General features: G+C 57.8%; 23 protein-coding genes. 5 read left to right on the top strand and 18 right to left on the bottom strand.

What is annotated here, in order from left to right; all coding sequences use genetic code 11:
- Nucleotides 1–64: 64 nt before the first annotated feature.
- The 5 genes from DMO26_RS33935 to DMO26_RS29745 all read right to left on the bottom strand — a co-directional run bounded on the left by DMO26_RS33935 (nucleotide 65) and on the right by DMO26_RS29745 (nucleotide 2,575).
- Nucleotides 65–334, bottom strand: coding sequence for a hypothetical protein (locus DMO26_RS33935; RefSeq protein ID WP_162895115.1), 270 nt, complete (start codon nucleotides 332–334; stop codon nucleotides 65–67).
- 16 nt (nucleotides 335–350) lie between these two features.
- Complete coding sequence (locus DMO26_RS29760) at nucleotides 351–1,463, bottom strand: hypothetical protein (protein WP_117195943.1); 1,113 nt, start codon at nucleotides 1,461–1,463, stop codon at nucleotides 351–353.
- 117 nt (nucleotides 1,464–1,580) lie between these two features.
- Nucleotides 1,581–1,952: a hypothetical protein gene (locus DMO26_RS29755; protein WP_117195942.1), complete on the bottom strand. Its 372-nt coding sequence runs from the start codon at nucleotides 1,950–1,952 to the stop codon at nucleotides 1,581–1,583.
- Complete coding sequence (locus DMO26_RS29750) at nucleotides 1,949–2,128, bottom strand: hypothetical protein (RefSeq protein WP_117195941.1); 180 nt, start codon at nucleotides 2,126–2,128, stop codon at nucleotides 1,949–1,951. The genes DMO26_RS29755 and DMO26_RS29750 overlap by 4 nt, the downstream gene beginning before the upstream one ends.
- A gap of 198 nt (nucleotides 2,129–2,326) precedes the next feature.
- On the bottom strand, nucleotides 2,327–2,575 hold the full coding sequence (locus tag DMO26_RS29745) for a hypothetical protein (RefSeq protein ID WP_117195940.1): 249 nt from the start codon (nucleotides 2,573–2,575) through the stop codon (nucleotides 2,327–2,329).
- 512 nt (nucleotides 2,576–3,087) lie between these two features.
- Between DMO26_RS29745 and DMO26_RS29740 the strand changes: the two genes are divergently transcribed.
- On the top strand, nucleotides 3,088–4,023 hold the full coding sequence (locus DMO26_RS29740; protein ID WP_117195939.1) for a hypothetical protein: 936 nt from the start codon (nucleotides 3,088–3,090) through the stop codon (nucleotides 4,021–4,023).
- A 75-nt stretch (nucleotides 4,024–4,098) separates the two neighbouring features.
- On the opposite strand, the gene DMO26_RS29735 is transcribed toward DMO26_RS29740, so the two are convergent.
- From DMO26_RS29735 to DMO26_RS29725, 3 genes are read right to left on the bottom strand one after another with little or no spacing between them, the layout of a single operon-like run.
- Nucleotides 4,099–4,380, bottom strand: coding sequence for a hypothetical protein (locus DMO26_RS29735; protein ID WP_117195938.1), 282 nt, complete (start codon nucleotides 4,378–4,380; stop codon nucleotides 4,099–4,101).
- Nucleotides 4,377–4,649, bottom strand: coding sequence for a hypothetical protein (locus DMO26_RS29730; RefSeq protein ID WP_117195937.1), 273 nt, complete (start codon nucleotides 4,647–4,649; stop codon nucleotides 4,377–4,379). Before DMO26_RS29730 ends, DMO26_RS29735 begins: the two co-directional genes overlap by 4 nt.
- Nucleotides 4,646–5,092, bottom strand: coding sequence for a hypothetical protein (locus tag DMO26_RS29725; protein ID WP_162895114.1), 447 nt, complete (start codon nucleotides 5,090–5,092; stop codon nucleotides 4,646–4,648). The genes DMO26_RS29730 and DMO26_RS29725 overlap by 4 nt, the downstream gene beginning before the upstream one ends.
- 129 nt (nucleotides 5,093–5,221) lie before the next feature.
- Here DMO26_RS29725 and DMO26_RS29720 point away from each other — a divergent pair, with 129 nt between their 5' ends.
- Nucleotides 5,222–6,133 (top strand): hypothetical protein, encoded by a 912-nt coding sequence (locus DMO26_RS29720; protein WP_162895113.1) that lies wholly within the window; start codon nucleotides 5,222–5,224, stop codon nucleotides 6,131–6,133.
- A gap of 361 nt (nucleotides 6,134–6,494) precedes the next feature.
- Nucleotides 6,495–7,394, top strand: a complete 900-nt coding sequence (locus DMO26_RS29715) for a hypothetical protein (protein WP_162895112.1) — start codon at nucleotides 6,495–6,497, stop codon at nucleotides 7,392–7,394.
- A 94-nt stretch (nucleotides 7,395–7,488) separates the two neighbouring features.
- Here the strand turns inward: DMO26_RS29715 and DMO26_RS29710 are convergent, their stop codons facing one another.
- Both DMO26_RS29710 and DMO26_RS29705 read right to left on the bottom strand, forming a co-directional pair.
- Nucleotides 7,489–7,788 carry a hypothetical protein gene (locus DMO26_RS29710; RefSeq protein WP_162895111.1) on the bottom strand — a complete coding sequence of 100 codons (300 nt, stop codon included), beginning with the start codon at nucleotides 7,786–7,788 and terminating at the stop codon, nucleotides 7,489–7,491.
- Nucleotides 7,769–8,419 (bottom strand): hypothetical protein, encoded by a 651-nt coding sequence (locus DMO26_RS29705; RefSeq protein ID WP_117195932.1) that lies wholly within the window; start codon nucleotides 8,417–8,419, stop codon nucleotides 7,769–7,771. The genes DMO26_RS29710 and DMO26_RS29705 overlap by 20 nt, the downstream gene beginning before the upstream one ends.
- 128 nt (nucleotides 8,420–8,547) lie before the next feature.
- Between DMO26_RS29705 and DMO26_RS29700 the strand changes: the two genes are divergently transcribed.
- Complete coding sequence (locus DMO26_RS29700) at nucleotides 8,548–9,501, top strand: hypothetical protein (RefSeq protein WP_117195931.1); 954 nt, start codon at nucleotides 8,548–8,550, stop codon at nucleotides 9,499–9,501.
- 1 nt (nucleotide 9,502) lies between these two features.
- On the opposite strand, the gene DMO26_RS29695 is transcribed toward DMO26_RS29700, so the two are convergent.
- The 8 genes from DMO26_RS29695 to DMO26_RS29660 all read right to left on the bottom strand — a co-directional run bounded on the left by DMO26_RS29695 (nucleotide 9,503) and on the right by DMO26_RS29660 (nucleotide 15,178).
- Nucleotides 9,503–10,234, bottom strand: a complete 732-nt coding sequence (locus DMO26_RS29695; protein WP_117195930.1) for a hypothetical protein — start codon at nucleotides 10,232–10,234, stop codon at nucleotides 9,503–9,505.
- A 74-nt stretch (nucleotides 10,235–10,308) separates the two neighbouring features.
- Entirely contained in the window at nucleotides 10,309–10,689 is a 381-nt protein-coding gene (locus DMO26_RS29690; protein WP_117195929.1) for a hypothetical protein, read from the bottom strand.
- Nucleotides 10,690–10,781: 92 nt separating this feature from the next.
- A complete protein-coding gene (locus DMO26_RS29685) occupies nucleotides 10,782–11,123 on the bottom strand; it encodes a hypothetical protein (RefSeq protein ID WP_117195928.1) in 342 nt (113 codons plus the stop codon).
- Nucleotides 11,123–11,641: a hypothetical protein gene (locus tag DMO26_RS29680; RefSeq protein ID WP_117195927.1), complete on the bottom strand. Its 519-nt coding sequence runs from the start codon at nucleotides 11,639–11,641 to the stop codon at nucleotides 11,123–11,125. Before DMO26_RS29680 ends, DMO26_RS29685 begins: the two co-directional genes overlap by 1 nt.
- A gap of 58 nt (nucleotides 11,642–11,699) precedes the next feature.
- Nucleotides 11,700–13,265 (bottom strand): DNA cytosine methyltransferase, encoded by a 1,566-nt coding sequence (locus tag DMO26_RS29675; RefSeq protein ID WP_117195926.1) that lies wholly within the window; start codon nucleotides 13,263–13,265, stop codon nucleotides 11,700–11,702.
- A gap of 73 nt (nucleotides 13,266–13,338) precedes the next feature.
- Complete coding sequence (locus DMO26_RS29670) at nucleotides 13,339–14,088, bottom strand: hypothetical protein (protein WP_117195925.1); 750 nt, start codon at nucleotides 14,086–14,088, stop codon at nucleotides 13,339–13,341.
- A 131-nt stretch (nucleotides 14,089–14,219) separates the two neighbouring features.
- On the bottom strand, nucleotides 14,220–14,519 hold the full coding sequence (locus DMO26_RS29665) for a hypothetical protein (protein ID WP_117195924.1): 300 nt from the start codon (nucleotides 14,517–14,519) through the stop codon (nucleotides 14,220–14,222).
- Nucleotides 14,516–15,178, bottom strand: a complete 663-nt coding sequence (locus DMO26_RS29660; RefSeq protein ID WP_117195923.1) for a hypothetical protein — start codon at nucleotides 15,176–15,178, stop codon at nucleotides 14,516–14,518. Before DMO26_RS29660 ends, DMO26_RS29665 begins: the two co-directional genes overlap by 4 nt.
- Nucleotides 15,179–15,714: 536 nt before the next feature.
- Here DMO26_RS29660 and DMO26_RS29650 point away from each other — a divergent pair.
- On the top strand, nucleotides 15,715–16,407 hold a 693-nt coding region (locus DMO26_RS29650; RefSeq protein ID WP_117195994.1), incomplete at its 3' end, for an IS256 family transposase.

Raw genomic sequence — 16,407 nt, 5'->3', positions numbered from 1 at the left:
TCGGCTCCGACTGCCTCATCACGGGTCGCGGAGTGCAGTGGGCGAACGACAACATCAAGGGAATTCAGCTCGGACAAGGCACCGACATTGCTGAGCGTAACAGGATCACGATGCTCCTGACATCGGTGCCTGCAGTAGCGATCGACTTCTCCGCGGATGCGCGAATGAATTTCCCCTGATCAGCGCCGACCGCGATGATGTCGATGAGAACTGTGCCGGACTCGTAAACGTCGGCATCGGCCTTCACGGTGGCGACATCAATCGAGCGCTCGATGTCGGAGGCGTAGGACAGTACGAAAATGCCGTTCTTCTGCTTCTGGCGGAAATAGGCCATGGGTGTGACTCCTGTGTCAGGCCTTCCGGCCGTTGAGATTTGCGTAAATCGAGCGCGCTGATGGGAGCTGCTCGGTTGGGGTCGCGCTGCGCTTCGCAGGCTGGACAGCGGCCGGGGCTTCCGGTGTCGATGCCATGCCACGCTTCATGACGGCCTCACGGACGGCGGAGCGGATCTGAGCTGGCTTCGCGCGGAGACCGGAAAGGTCGTCGACCATCTTCACGAGGCCGTAGGTCTTCGCAATGCTGCGGACAGCTTCGACCTCCTTCTTCTCCGCCTCCGTCGGCTCATCGTCGTCGCCTTCAGCACGTTCGCCGTCGGTCTTCTCATCCGTCGCGGCGCCGGTGTCTTCTTCGGCCTTGGCACCGCGGAGTGTCCGGATGCGCTCGACGAGGTCTTCCGGGATTGCGTCCTCGGCTGCGCCGATGGCTTCCTCTGCGGATGCGACCGCTTCTTCTGCAGCCTTAACGAGGGCTTCTATGTCCATTTTCTTCTCCTGAGGTTTCGGGGTTTCCGCGCTCCGGACAGACGGCTGTGCCGGTGACCCATGGAAGGAGCGGATGAAGGAATTCGGGTCGGCGCCGACGGGCAGGAGACTGCCCTCTGTCAGGAGCCAGCGCTTAACGAGCAGCAGAGGCACATCGCCTTCGCGCTCGACGACCTCGGCATCGCGGCGGAGGTCGTAGTCGTAGCCAGCCGAGATCTGGCCGAAATAACCGTCGATGATGTCGGGCAGCAGGTTAGCATGCTTGCGAGCGAGAGATGCCCGGCCTACGACGGCATCACCCTCGACACGCACGTCGTCGATCTTTCCAAGGATCTTGCCGATGCCCGAGTACGTGTCATGGCAATCAACCAGCGGCATGCGAGGCGCGCGCGACAGGTCAACTCCGGATGCGATCAGAACTTCGTCGAACTCAACATATGAGCAGTCGACATTGTCCGGGATCGGATGCGCCTGTCGAGGATCCGGGAGCAGCCGTCGAACGGGATGTTCCGTCGTGATCACGATGTCGAAAGACCGCGTGGCTTCGTCGACCGAAGTCGGCGCTCCGGCAAACGCGCGCATCGAGCCAGGGCGCGGGGCGCGCTGGTCGGCAGGCTGCGATGTCGTGGGTTTTGCGGGCATTCGCTCTCGTCTCAGATCGTTGTCTGAGAGGAGCGTGCCCAGGCCGTCTGCAAGATTCGAGACGGACTGCGAAGAAAAATGAAAGCCCCCGGTTGAGGGGGCTTCAGGGATCAGAGCCTATTCGGACTCTTCTTCCTCGACGATGTCTCCGTTCTCGTCGACTCCGGCAATCCACCGAAGGAATCCCTTCCACTCGTCGGAGTCCAGATACTCGATAAGATCACCGCGCGTCTCCACGCCTTCGGCATGGATGTCGATCCACTCGATGACTTCGTCATCACCGAGATCGAGGGGGAGACACACGGACCAGTGCCCTTCGCTATCTCGGCAAGCCGCCAATGCAAGCTGTGGCCGCTGATCGTACGGCATCGGCTCGGACATGCGGTCGCGATAATGCTCGATCAGGTAGTCGAAGAACGCAGCGCTGGCGGCAACGATTTCTGCGTGTGTCGGTGTGTACGTCGGCGCGAACATCAGATTGCTAATCATGCCGACACCTCCTTCGTCCCGGCGGCAATCGTGCGATCCTCACCCATCGAGACATTCAGAATGAAGCGCTCGAACGCCTCGTGGGAGACGCGTTCGAGCTTGATCTTGCCGGAGCGTAGATCCGCCGAGACGTAGAAGCGATCACCTTCGAAGGTGACGAAGTCGGAGAGGTACACTGTACTAGCCCTTTCTGTCGTTGAGTACGACACCAGGAAACCGGACCCCATCAAATCCGTCAACACAGTTTGCGCGGCAAGCCGTCGGAAACACGGCTGGAATACCCGTTTTCTGTCAGGGACTTGATTTGTGTTGCAGACACGCACTCACAGATTTATCCGTGGGTTTTTTGACCGGCATCGGCCCTTGTTCGGTGTTCAGTTTTGCTGAGCAATGACACCATTCTGCGTCTGGCTTGCCGCATCCTGCTGAGCAGCTTCAAGCTGGCTGCCTGCGAGTACCGTCCCGAAATCCATCCCTTCGAGGGCTGGATACGCGCCGTACTGCAGACCCAGAATCTTGGCGCGCTCCTGGTCTCGAGCGTTCTCGGCGTCGATCTCCTCGATATCTTCCCCAAAAGAGGCAGCCACTCGCTTGCGGGATGTGAAGCCGTTACGGATACCCACGCAGCGCCACGGTCTCGGTCGGCTTTCTCGACTGCAGGCATTCCTTGATCGAGGTATTTCATCACCGTGTTCCGGTCTCGATTGAGGAACGTGGCGAGCTGCTTCAACGACATATGCCTTGCAGACGTCGAGGTTCGTGCATTTCTGCCGGGTGCTGAATCTTCGGCGATCGGTGCTGGAGGGTGCGACCCGGTCTCTGACGATTTCAGCACTGGATCGGATCTAGCTTTGCGCGGCGCCATGAAAGAAGTCCCTGTGTTCGCTGGGACTAGGAGGCGTTAGGCCCCTGCAAGATTCAATTCGAGGTCGGAGGGGTGTTGATGTTGACGCAACTTTTTCAAAATTTGTCGGAGCGGTCGACTGGGGTCGCGAATTACCCGCACTGGGGTGGCGCCCTCAGGAGCCTCCGGCTGCCTCTGCTGCCCAACGTAAACGCCGGCGAAAAATCATGCGACAGCTTCCTTTCAGGATCGGAGAATGGTAGCCGACCCTTCAAGCAGGAGGTATGACCCGTGAACGAGTGGGATGCTTACAGGATCAGAATTCCGAAGCCGGGAGAGCGAGAAAGCGGCGTGTCTACTCTCGAAGAGATCTATCATGTAGTTCATCCGCCAGAAGCTCGACGAATTCTCGAACTGGGAAAGATATCGGCCGGGATAGTCTATGACGAGAGCCGCCTGAATGTGACCCGCACTCATGTGGCCTGGCTTTCTGCGAACCGATGGGGACCGGGATCCATATACGGCACGGTAGAGTTCACATTCCCATGGCTGCCGCTGATCGCTGGTCGCCGCTTCTACTGGGTTGAGGCGATAACGACCTACAATCCTCCGGCATACAGAATTCTGGCGACTGACAAGGACGTCAGCAATTTGACTTTCCTTAAGCCTTACGATCCCTCTGTGGACAAAGGGCCTCTGCGCGAAAGGAATGGCTCATGGTATTGGGACCATGAAGACACCTCTGAATTCCTGATCGACCGGGACCTGGATCTCTCGGAATGTGTGAACTTTCAAGGAACAGCCCACAGGCGAGACCGCTGTCGAATGCATGGACGGCAGTGCCGTGAACTCGAGACGCCTCATTATACTACAGGCGGCCGAATGCTATCCTTCATCATAAGCCATGACATCCACTGCATTGATCATGTTTTCAAGAGCCGCGTGCCGCCAGGGATCGATCGGCCTCTTTCCTACGAGTTCTCGAATGGCATCAGCGGGATCTGGTTCGCTTTTACAGTTCACAAGGACGCTCGATTTAGTGGCGATGTCACAAACAGGAAGTCGAGCAAAGCAATCGTAAAAGGTGCATTGGCTTTACACGGAGCGGACCAGGAGGATGCGGCACGCCAGCTCACACGAATGCTAAAAAATGAGGAAACCTTCCTTTCTGCTCTTCAGGAAGTGGTCAACGACCATTTCGGCATCTCTGGCTGGACCTACTCTTGACCGGCAGCGCTTCACGCATGCAAAAGCCGCCCGTGAAGGCGGCTCTGGGTGTCGGTGTGGATGTGTCAGCGGAGGCTACGCTGCTCGGACCGGCTTCGGCATCAGTGCATATCTGTCCAGCCAGTCCTGCAGATAGAACTCGGCCAGGCTGCGCCCCTCATTAAGGTTGTCGACTTCCTCCGTGAACGGGGTGCTGCCGTAGCGCTCGAATCCTGGGAACTCCTGGTAGGCAACAAATTCCCATTGCCCGCCCTTGATCGGTCTCAGGCGGCAAATGAGGTAACGACCACGATGTCCGTCCAGGACTTTGTAGGAGGTGCCGCCGAAGTCTACCTCGTGCCAGACAATCGCGCTCATGCCCCAACTCCCGCCATCGCCTGCTGCCTGATCACCAACCGCTCAACCTCCCGGGCGAACGCCACCACGTCCTTGTGCTCGATGACGTCGAACTTCGTCCCCGACTGCGCCGTCAGCACGTGATTGCGGTGCCGCTCAGCGATCTGCAGGATCCGTTCGTCTGTCAGAGCAGGCTGCCCGGCGGCCGCATAGAGAACGTCCCAGCCTCCGGGGATCTCGATGTCGACCCAGTCGCCAGGCTGCGGTGTTCTGACTTCGGTGTCGGTCATGCCGCGGCTCCCATCTTCGGCAGAGCCGTGATCATGCCGTAGTCGTTGATCAGTTCCAGGCTGTCAGACGTGACCGGGATATCGTCGTCGCCGAAAACGCGGAAATAGGCCTTGGCGGGTTCGAGCAGCGCCTGAGCCAGGCGCCTGCAGGCATCCTCAGACCACACCATGAACTGCCTCGTCTCGTCGAAAGTCCCTTCGCGCTGGCTGATAGCTAGATGCGTCAGCTTGGGGTCGACAACACTAGAATTCGCCATTTTCGGCAGCATGTTGAGAATGCAGAAATCGAAGGGTTTGCCGTCGTGGTTGTGTCTGAGGGTCTCACCCTTGACGTAGAGGCTGCCAAGCATCTCGCCTTGAGGGCCGCCGTCGTGTTCGCCGAAAAACGAGAACACGGTACCAGGTGGCAGCGCGAGCATCTCTGTGTGGGTTACGATCTTCATCATCATCCTCCTCATGTATGGATACGAGAATGGTGTGCTCGACGTCCGCCCGACGCAAACGCCGGCAGCTTTCGGGCTTATGTAAACGTGTGGTAGGTGTCGCTACTCAATCAGGCATGGGGTTCGGCTATGGGACGTATGAAGCAGTACATGATGGAGCAATGGGAGAGCCAAGAGGTTGTCGAACCCACTGAACTCGAAGTTGGTTTTCTGTGCCCCACCTGTGGACATCCTGCGGCAGCTTGGGTGCATTTCCCCGGCGACGAGGAGGAGTATTCTGCCGAAGTAAGTTGCCTCAATCCAGATACTGAGGATCATTACTGGTCCGTCAGCATGTCACGTTCCAACGACGAGTATACCGCGACATTAGATGGGCACCCCGACATCCATGTCTCCGTCAAAGCGCTGGATATGTCTGATGACTGGGATGAGCCTCTTCCGGAGCCTGGTGCCTTCGGCATCTTCATGGACGCGATGGAAGAGTGGAGATCTAACGTTGACGCTATCGCTCAGCCGCAAGGAGATAGCAGCCGAAATCGAATGCTGTTCAGCATCTTGTATTCGATCGTCGAGGCCTATTTCTCCGACACCATTGTCGGGGCTGCGATAGCGGACACCTCTGTGCAGCGGCAAATGCTGAAGCTCGATGCGCTAAAGGACAAGCAGGTAAGTTTGGAGACGATCCTCGATCAGCCGGATATCGTTCGAGAGATGGTCAAGGCGACGGTCCAAGGTCTCTCGTTTCATAACCTGCCTCTTGTTAATGGGATCTGTCACCGAGCATTCGGCGCGTCCATCCTGCCACAAGACAAGGAGGATCGAGCCTTAGTCGTTGCTTCTGTCAACAAAAGGCATGACTGCGTGCACAGGAATGGCGTTGCCAAGGACGGCACCAAACACGTCGACATCACGGATGACTATCTTCGCAAGATAGGCACTCTTTTCGATGGAATGGCGGTGGCTCTGGAAGATGCGATGAGCGATGCGAAGGTGCGGAAATTCTTAGAAGATTTCGGTCCCGCGACTGCTGACAAGCCGTAAACGACAACGGCCCTTATCGGTCTTGTGAAGCGATGAACGAAATTTGCATGACGCGATCCCTACACTTATCATGCTCTCGGGCCCGGCCCACGAGGTCGCCTGAGCGGCCGGAGAATAGCCTCGGAGAGATCCGGGGTTTTCTTTTGTCCGGCAGCCGTTCCAAACGCAAACCGCCGCCGAGCTGATGAGCCGGGCGGCGGTCGGATGAGACGGATACGCTTCTCGCAGTCATTGTCCATGAGATCGGTGTGTGCTGTCGACTAAAGGATCAAGCGCCGCTGAAAATCCAGGTAGACGGATTTCCTAGAGACTTGTCATCGCATCGGTTTTGGCGACATTGTGCTGTCAGAAAGGTGGGGCTATGGCAAAATATTCTGCAACAAGAAGTGCCAATTGGAGGGCGATATTTTCTGCGATTACGGTCTTATACCTTGTGGTGGTGTTCGTATTACCAGTCGTTTTGCAGCAGTTTCAGGAACAGTTAGGGTTCGCCGACGGACTTGGTGTTTTCATCGATAATGCGAAACTCAACAGCCTTGCCGACTTCATCGCTGGAATATTTGCTCCTCTCGCATTTTTCTGGCTTGTAGCCGCAGTCATGATCCAGTCCGACGAGTTGAAGCTCCAGAGAGAAGAGATCGCGGAAAATCGTCAGGTAATGAAAGAACAGGCCAACGCCTCAGAGGCGCAGGCCGAATTCATAAGAGTTCAGACAGAGTTGCTTCGAGAGCAGGGAACGGCAAATAAGCGCATTGCTGAGGCGAATTATCGAGCAACTCAGTATGATCGAAGACTAAAATTGCATGGGGAACTGGCTAATCTGTTGGAAGTCATCGGCCATGAGAACGAGTGTACGCGTGATATACTAGATCAGTTCGCCAGAATACATGCTCAGTGCGAATACGTTTTCAGTCAGGAAATCGCCGATGCCATATATCAATCCCAAAGGAACTACGCACTTGCCGTTCGCGCCGTGATTTTGCGGTCGAAAATTGCGGATGCGGAATATCCTGATGACTGGCTACTTAACTGGGTGAAAGACATAAACGAAGAGTTCGGTCTCGACTACGCACGAGAGGAGTTGATTGATTTCCTTGAATTGTATTGCCTTGAGCAGCAGGATTTTGCACTAGAACTTCTAGTGTGGGGCGGGATCTTTACAAGAATGTCCGAAGAAACCAGGTTGGAAAGCAAGCTTTTCAACGACCTTCCAACTGATCAAAGAAGTGAGCCAGCAGCGACGTGGGGTGAAGCTTCCTGAGGCCGCCGCCGAGCTGATGAGCCGGGCGGCGGGTCTTACGAGACGGATACGGACGTCTCCGAGAGTTAGGAGACGACGGCGGACGACTTGGCCGTCAGAAGCGACGATGAGCGGCGGTCAGATTCTTCAGCAGCTTCTCGGCATCTCCGGCAGTCCCCCGGAGCGTCTTCGTCTCGCCGTTGATCGAGATCTCGATGTCGAGGTATCGCTTGCTCAAGGATTTGCCGCCAAGCTTGAAGAATGCGACTGCACGCTCGCCTACGAGATCCCTGACCTCTTCGAAGCTGTTGTACTCGCAACGCGATAGGAAGAAGCGCTTCATGTGCTTGCGGAACTCAGCGCTGATGTCGCTACCTGGGTGGATCTCGTAGCGGTCATCCTTGTTCTTCCGCACGATGATCACTGAGGCTGCGTGCTCGGAGGAATCTACGCCATGATAGCCACCGCCGACGGTCTCCTGCCAGGTAATCAGGTCGTAGCCCTGCAGTTCGCGTTTGATCTTGTGCTTTTCGTCCGGTCAGTTCGTATGTATAGAAACCCACCCTAGTGCCGTCGGTCTGAGTGTCTGCGGAAGCGATGACGATCTTGTCCTCCGGATCCGTGATGTCGAACATCCAGTCGTCGATGCCAACACCGTCAGGCAGCGTCGTCCACGTGCCTGGCGACATCTGATCCTGATCATCCTCGATCGGCTTCTCCACGAAGTCGGCTGTCGGCAGCCATCCGCGCTTGTGATGCCAGGCGACACTCACGCTCTTTTCCGGGTGTAGGGCATGTTCATGACACATCCGTTGAATCATGATCCCTTCCTTCAGTCGCTCTCGAAGAGCGTAGACCGTATCGATGTTTGCATCGATCATGGCGAGGTCGCCAATCTTGCAGATGTCCATCCCGTAACGACCGTCGTTTTCGTTCGGCGATCTGTAACGATCTTCCCAGTTCTTCATCAGACGGATGCGCTGCTCAACGAGAGCGTCCACTACTAGATTAGCCTCGTAGTCTTCGAGTTCCAAAATCACCGGCATCACATCCTCCTTGTTAGGTGCCCATTAGGATGGTGTGCGCTGGCGACGACTGGCGCAAACGCCGGCAGGATTCGACTTGCTGTAGAAGTTGCCGCTGGCTAGTCTCCGCACAACTACTGGGGGACTGGATGTCGTACTTCTCGGACACGAAGGGCTGTAAGCTCGTCAACAACTTTACGCTTCATCACGCTGACAAACTGACGAGCGGTCGTCCCTTCATGTCCACATGTGTGCCGCATGGTATCTGGGTCGATCTCACCGATATCGAGATCGTGCATTCGGTGGAATGGCAGCACGGCGGTTTCGAAAAGCTGCCTGCTGGCTCCGCGGACTACAAGGTCGGCTCTCGGCTCGTTGCGAAAGGCACCTTCAAGGACACGATCACCGTCTTCACGGTGCCGGGCGGCCGCATCGCCGACTTCCGCGAAATCAGCATCCATATCAGGCCGACGAAGAAGGGTACCGTGGGCGGCGAGACGAAAGCCACGACAACGGACGGGATTGCGTACTCTGGGATGTCATCCACCAATGTCCCTGATGAAGGCCTGATGACCGGGGATCCCGGTACCTTGGCGTACATCGATCCCACGAAAGATAGCTGGCCGTCCGACGAGAAGAAGCCCTACCTGATCCTGGAGGGCTACATCGACGAGGCAGAGTTCTCGAGCCTCATGCAGCGGATGTCGGTCACCGCGGCGCCGATCCGCAAGGGCATGCTGCGCATGGTCGCCGAGCTGTTCCAGAACGAAGTCGATGCCAGCCTTTCAGAGCCGTACCACGCACATGACTACGGTTTGCTCCTCCGCGGGGAGGACACGACGTACGGCATTACCAGGGCACGATCAGAAAGCGTGTCCGTTGCCTACAAGCTGGCAATCATCCCTCCTGAGCCGGATCGCCTGGATAGGCTCGTCGAAGAGAACAAGAAGTCGGAGGCCATATCCATGGATAACCTGCCTCCGGATCTCGTCGCGAAAATATCCAAGGACATGCTCGTGAAGATCGAGCGGCGTCTCGGCGCGCTCACCGGGATCGTCGGTTTCGCGGCGGCGGCCATCGTCGGCAAACTCCTGCTGGGATGACCTAGTACCGCTTCATGATGGTGGCCAGCTCAAGGTCGAGGCCGAGATCCTTGAATCTCTGAGGGTAGATGATCTGTCCGATCCGGAGGGCGGCGATGCCGACCTGCGCGGTGGTCTTCAAAGCGAGATCGAGAGGCAGGCCGTCGCTGTGGAGATAGATGGCCTCGATGTGCACGTCACCGTTCTCTCTCCGAATGTTCGACGACATCGAGAAGCCTTTCTCGTTCGGGTGCGCGCCGAAATCGATCAGGCGCTCATAGAGGATCTCATACGCCTTCGCAACCGATGCATCGGCAGCCTGCAGCTTCTTCTCCACCTTGGCAGCCGTGAATTCCTTCCTGACAGCCTTCCGATGTTCATCGCTGTCGTGTCGGCGCATCCAACGCTCCCACATCGCTGTGTCGCCGCCAATGTAGTGCCCATAGCCGGCGTGCTCTAGGCAAAGTCTGAGACAAGCCTGGGCCTCGTAAAGCTGCCCGGCCATCACGGCTCCCGCCGCTGCGCGGTACGCTGAATGTGCTCGGAGCAGAAACGTCATCGGGACGAACGGTTTCGGATCCCGCGCTCCTTCCAGCAGCCGTTTCAGCATGCCGTCGATTGCAATGAGGTCGGCGACCTCGTCAGGCTTCCCAACGAACGCCGCGAACTGGTTGTTGCGATAGTCGTCGAGATATGAAGTGAGTGTGTCGTCGCCCCATCCATCCGGAGCACGCTTCTGTCTCTTGCCGATCATCGAATCCTCCACCTAGGCATTCTAACATCACCAATGTGGATCTTATGGAAAAGCCGCCCGGAGGCGGCTGGATGTCAGGCAATTCGCACCCACTCCAACTGGTCGGCGGGCACAGGCATTCTGTTGTTATACTCCCAGCACGTCCATCTTCGGTCTGGGAATTGCATATTTTTAAGCAACCTCTCTGCATCAGCGTAAGGGAAAACCCACCGGGCGCGCCATTTGATGCGTTCATCGCCCATTCCGGTTGTTTCATTTACGTAGAAGGGGACATCGGATTCGAGGTTTGTCCAGCATGAGTTTTTACGGATCCCGTCCGGCCACTTCTCGGGCGAATAATGGAAGATGTGGGCGCCTGGTAGGCGTTTACGGATCGCATCCGTGTCGGCCTTCGGCTCTCCATCAACGGTCTTGAGAGCGTGATGGAAGTAGTAGTCACTGAAATCAATTGGCATAGTTCCTCCTGCGCGAACCACCCAAGTACCTCGCAATCCTTTGCTTTCTATTCAGGAAATGCGGAAAATTCGCGGGATTGGTCTACTTGTAGCTATCGAGCACGTTCTACGATCTGGCCATCGTACTGCGCCCGGATCCGGCCGCGGTCGAAGCGATATCCGAAAAGGATCGGCAGCTCGACGGCATACAGCTCATCGATCTCCGACAGCGTGAATCCTTCCGCAGTCTTCTCCGCAACGAATTCCACGACGGCCGGCTCGACCACGGCAAGGCGGGTGCGGACAGCATCACGGATGGCGATCTCGTCTCTGTTCTTCGGTGTCTGCCCAGCAACGGTCACAGGATTCGGGATGTAGTTGATGACCGGCTGCTCGATGATTGGTTCGGCGACGACGGCGGGATCGGCGACGGGTTTCGGCTTGCGGGGTGCCATCACGCGTCCTCTCTCAGCTTCACGACGCTGTCCGCAGCCAGCTTCCCGATGTCATCGATCACTCGGTACATCGCCCGGGCTTCGTCCCGATCCACTGCAGGCGGCGGTGCATCGCTGTTGCGGACGTATTCGCGAGTGGCGGCATCCCAGACATGCAGTTCGGGAGCGTGGTCGTCTTCCAGGAACTCGGCGAGTAGATCGAATCCTTCGCGCAGTGCGGATAGGTGCCGCTTGTCGGTGGAGACGACGCCGTCCCTGACGAGGACGAGAGGCTGCCGAAGGGCATTGCCGACAAGGCGGCGATAGAGCTGCCACATCACTTCGTTGTCATCCGGCAGCGCGAGGAGATCGAGCCGGGCTGTGACCTGACGGAAAAGGTACCGCTGCCAAAGATCGACCATCTTGCGGAGATCGTGCTCGTAGCCGATGCGGATCCAGTCAGTGCGCCGGGCGGCCTGGTGCTGGGCGCGGACTGCCCAAGTGGGGAATCGTTCGATGGTGTTTCCGGCTGCGAGCATGACAATCTCCTCCTGATGTCTGGAGATAATTGTTTGTGCCGGCGGAGCCTGAAGCAAGTCAGTCGTCGTCGTAGCCGTCCGGCCTCCACATCTCGTCTGTGTTGAGTGCGGGCGGCGACAGGCGGCCGTCGTCCTCCGGGTACGGGTCGAAGTCCTGAGCGGCCTTGTCCGCGAGATAGGCCTCCTCGTTGGTCTTGTGCGGTAGTCGCGGCGTGAGGATGCGATTTCGTGAGATGGTAGGCACCGGGCTGTGCAGGAGATCGCCGATAGTCCATTTCGGCGTCCATTTAGATGGCCGTCGCGGGAACAATGGCGGAGGCCGCTTCTTCCGCGCCTTCTCGCGCTCTTTCTCACCCTTTTCGATAGCTTTCTCGACGGTAGACTTCGGTCGCAGCATGGCTGCATAGAGCCGCAACGCCGCTCGCATGTCTGACTTCTGTTCGACTTTGAACGGCTTCTCCACCTTGGGGTCTCGTTTGTCGGCAGGCAGCTCTTCATTTCGATCCCATGCCTGTTGCATGCGATCGAACACGCGGTCGAGCATGGCGACTTCGATGTCAACATCTGGATACGTCCTGGCTTCGAGCAGTTTTCGAGCGCGATTCACGCGGGAGCAGACGTTATCGATAGAGCGGTCTTCTAGGTCAGTTGTTTTCCTTAGGTATGCCCCGAAGACCTTGTTGACCTTCACGAACGACTTCTGTTCGTGGCGTTCCCGGATCGCCTTGGCGATGTAATAGGCGAAAGCAGGAGGAACCGCGTTAGCGATCATTTGATCGACGTCGGCAATCGCTATTGTGCCATGCCGCGGCTGCCACCTGAAGTTTCTCGGAAAGCCTTGGAGCCTTGCCATTTGCTGCTGCGTCAAAACCTGCGCTGCCGTCGCGTGGATCGGATCCTTGGGGTTGTCGTTGACCTTGTGCTTCCCGTAGGGCGGCTCACGAAATGTGGAATTTACTCCTGGTGCTGGCTTGTCGATACTCCGGACACCAGCTCCGTCACTGAAGCCTCGGCTGTAGTAGTATCCAATCTCGAGCAGACGAGCGTCGTCTGGATCACGCGGATCAAGGATGCTCCTGACCGTCCGCTGTTCTTTCGAGGCTGCCTGCCGCACAGCATCATCGAGAAAACCGCAGGCCTCTCCATGGCGTCCAACAACGATCAGCCGTTCTCGAGCTTGAGGTACGCCATAGTAGGAGGCATCCAAGAACAGCTCTGTCAGTCCGTATCCGGAAGTTTTCCAGATCTTCCTCGCCTGAGCATACTCTTCGCTTTTTGCAGCATCCGGTACGTTCTCAAAAACGAACCATTGCGGCCTGGCTGTCGCTACCAGCAATGCGAACGATCTTGTGAACGCCGCGTTCTTGCCTGCCTGCTTATTCCCCGCGACCGAGAAATCCTGACACGGCGGGCCACCTATAATCATCTCCAGACCGCAACGATCAAGGTCGCCGCCGAACCGCGTTAGATCGGACGCATCAGCCCACTGATAGTAAATGCCGTTCGCGGTTCGCACGTAGCCGACACGATCCCAGGAATCGACGCCGCCGCTGACTTGGATGCCTGCAGCCTCGAACCCGATGCCCATGCCGCCAACGCCGCTGTAAATCTCGAACGCTCTCATGTCCCACCTCAATCACGGATATCTCCGTTCATAGTGTGGGACCGTTTCGAGCCCGTAAACGCCGCCGGCGGGATCAGCCGCCGTTGAGCTTCCTGAGTGCGCGCGTGATCTCCGCCTGGTACAGCTTAGCCGGATCCGAATCCTTGATGCTGGCTGAGATCGTCGTCCCACCGGAACGTCGGCTTGTACGTCGCAGTCTCCGACATCCGAGCGAGTAGCGTGAGCTTGTAGTCGCCGTCACGCTTCGCAGCGCGCTGCCAGTATCCTTTCTTGCCATCGATCTGACCGAAGAAGATGCCAGGCTTTCCAGACGAGTTGTTCGACGCCCAACTCGCGGCAGCCGTGGACTTGCCAGCGGCGCGCAGCTTGTCGCGTTTCGCCGCGAGCCTGGCGCGCTTCGTCTTCTCTGCACGGCCTGCCTTGCGATCCGTTTTAGGTAGCCGCGCTTCAAGTTTCCGAATGCGTTCTTTTCGCTGTCGGGGGCGTCGGTGAGAACATCGAACGGAGTCGCGCCGACATCGCCAGCTTTCCGGGTGCCGCCGTTGATCAGGAGCGTCATGTACCCAGCCTGCAGCGGCTGGATCCGAACAGTTGCTTCCAGCGATCCCGGCGTGGCCTTGTCGACCACAAATCCTCGCTTGGTCCACGCCGTCGGCTTTCCCTGGATGGTCGCGTCGGCATGCTTGAGCAAGGACTTGCGGGCACCGAAGGCGATGCCGTTGAGAAACCCTGCCTGCGCCGTCGGCAATATCGTCTTCTCGATCTTCGTCATGTCTTTCGTGAAGCCGCGCAGGTCGAATTCGAAGATGTCATCCTTGGCCATGCGTCACCTCGTCAAAAAGAAACCCCGGAGCGCGGTTGTTCGCGCATCACGGGGCAAGTCGGAAGGAACCGAGAACAAGAAATTCGCGGTAGATGAATGTTGTGCGGCTGCCGCCGTCGGCGCAAGAAGATTCATGCCCGGGTCCTGTGCGACGAGGCTCGGCTGCGGACGAGATCCGGGAGAGCGGTCGCTGCCTGAGTGAGCGTGTAGAATTCCTCGAGCACCGTCTGCTGCATGACGATCTCCGCGGCGAGGTCGTTGCCTGCAGAGATGTCGTTGGGGTCGCCTGTGACGTCCATCGCGAGATCGACGAGCGTCTCGTAGCCGACGACGTACTGAGCAACGGCAGCGCGCAGCACGTGCGGAGGGACGTGCTCGCCGCCGAGATATGCGCAGACGGCTTGGCGCGGCGTGAGATCAGTTTCGGTCATGACGCAGTCTCCAACGCGTTCACGCGGCTGCGCAGGGAATCGATTTGAGACTGGAGGCCTGCAATCGTGGTCTCCATCTGGGATTGATAGGTTGTGAGATTGGATTGGACGTCGCCGACGGCTCCCTCGACCTGGGTCGCGAGTTCTTCTAGGTTTGTTCCGACGTCTTCGATGCGGTCGATGATTGTCCAGTCACCGACGTACTCAACGTCTCTGAAAATCGCCGTCATCAGATTGATGTTCGCGGTGCGCAGCGAGTGGACGTATCCGGAATTCGGTGCGCCGAAGATCTCGGTGGCGAGGGTGCTGTTGCCGTTTTCTGGTCCGTACTGCCAGCGGGTTTCGGACTGTGGAAAGAGCCAGCCGTAGAGGCCTTTGCCGTCCTGACATTTCAGTGCCCCTGCGGAATCGTTCCCGAACACGGTCAGGTGCATCGACATCTCATTGGGGCTGTCGGGTCCGTATATGAGGTCCGTGGCCGTCCATGGCTCGTCTCCCCACGTCGCCGATGCTTCGGCTCCAGTGAGAGTAGCTTGCCAGAGCTTCTCGTCGGTCGTGCCACCGGAACCGCCGAGGTGGTTTTTGAAATACGCAACCCAGTTCTCAAGTTCATGGATTCGAGGTGCGAGCGTTTGGATGTCGGCTGCCTTGTCGGCCATGTGGATCTCCCAGGTACGAGATCCATGGTCGCCCCGAGTGAGTGAAAGATTCAATCGCCGGCGGACGTCGTGACTGAATCGGGAGTCCGCAATTTGAGATGGGTTACAAGAAGGCGCCTTGCGCGATCCTCGATGCCTGGCGCCTGTACCGTGCGGCCATCGATATGACCTCCGCGTATGTGGATGGATTCCGAACGACAGCGACAACGCCTAGGGCGGCTAGGGCGTGACCCTTACTGCTGTCGGCCTTCGAGAACCCACGACCGTTTCGCGCCTTGGCGTAGTCCGCATCCTCGGACGCCACTGCGGCGAGAACGAGCAGGGCCTCGCGGGCTTTGGGATAGCGCGGGTCGTCCCCACGAGGTGGAGGATCGAATTTTCTCACGATGCGACTCCCGGATCACTACCGAAACCCTCAGATCGGCGATTCTGAACAAGGAAGTAATGGGGAGAAGTCGGAATTGAATCGGTCATGATAGTGGGGAGTGTCAGGAATTTCGTGTACGGGGTGCATAATGGGTATGAAGGAGATTCCCATGGCACGACGGAAAGAGCCGGTTATCCCGGACGCGATATTGGACCAATTGCTTGGCGGGTCTGACGCCAAGACTGCCTTTGATGGCGGCGGGCTGATCGATCAGTTGAAGAAGGCGCTTGCGGAACGGGCTCTGAACGCGGAGATGGATCACCATCTCTCCAGCGAAGGTTCCCAGGGCAACAGCCGCAATGGCTATGGCAAGAAGACGGTTCTGACGGATGACGGGTCTCTGGAGCTGTCGATACCGCGAGACCGGCAATCGAGCTTTGATCCGCAGCTCCTGGCGAAATACCAGCGGCGGTTTCCCGGCTTCAATGACAAGATCATCTCGATGTATGCGCGAGGTATGAGCACCCGCGAGATCGTTGGTCATGTGCAGGAACTCTACGGTGTGGACGTCTCTCCCGATCTGATCTCGGCGGTGACGGATGCCGTTCTCGAGGAGATTGCAGCCTGGCAGTCACGACCGTTGGAGGCCGTATACCCGCTGGTTTTCTTCGACGCGCTTCGGGTCAAGATTCGCGACGAAGGCACGGTGCGCAATAAGGCGGTCCACGTGGCGCTCGGCGTGCGCGGTGACGGAACCAAGGAAATCCTCGGGCTTTGGATCGAAACCAACGAGGGGGCGAAGTTCTGGCTGCGCGTCATGAACGAGCTGAAGAACCGGGGCGTGGACGATATCCTGATTGCT

This window comes from Rhizobium terrae, from assembly GCF_003425685.1.
Taxonomy (GTDB): Bacteria; Pseudomonadota; Alphaproteobacteria; order Rhizobiales; family Rhizobiaceae; genus Neorhizobium; species Neorhizobium terrae.
The sequence above is the reverse complement of the archived record's forward strand: the minus strand, read 5'-3'. Positions and strand labels throughout refer to the sequence as shown.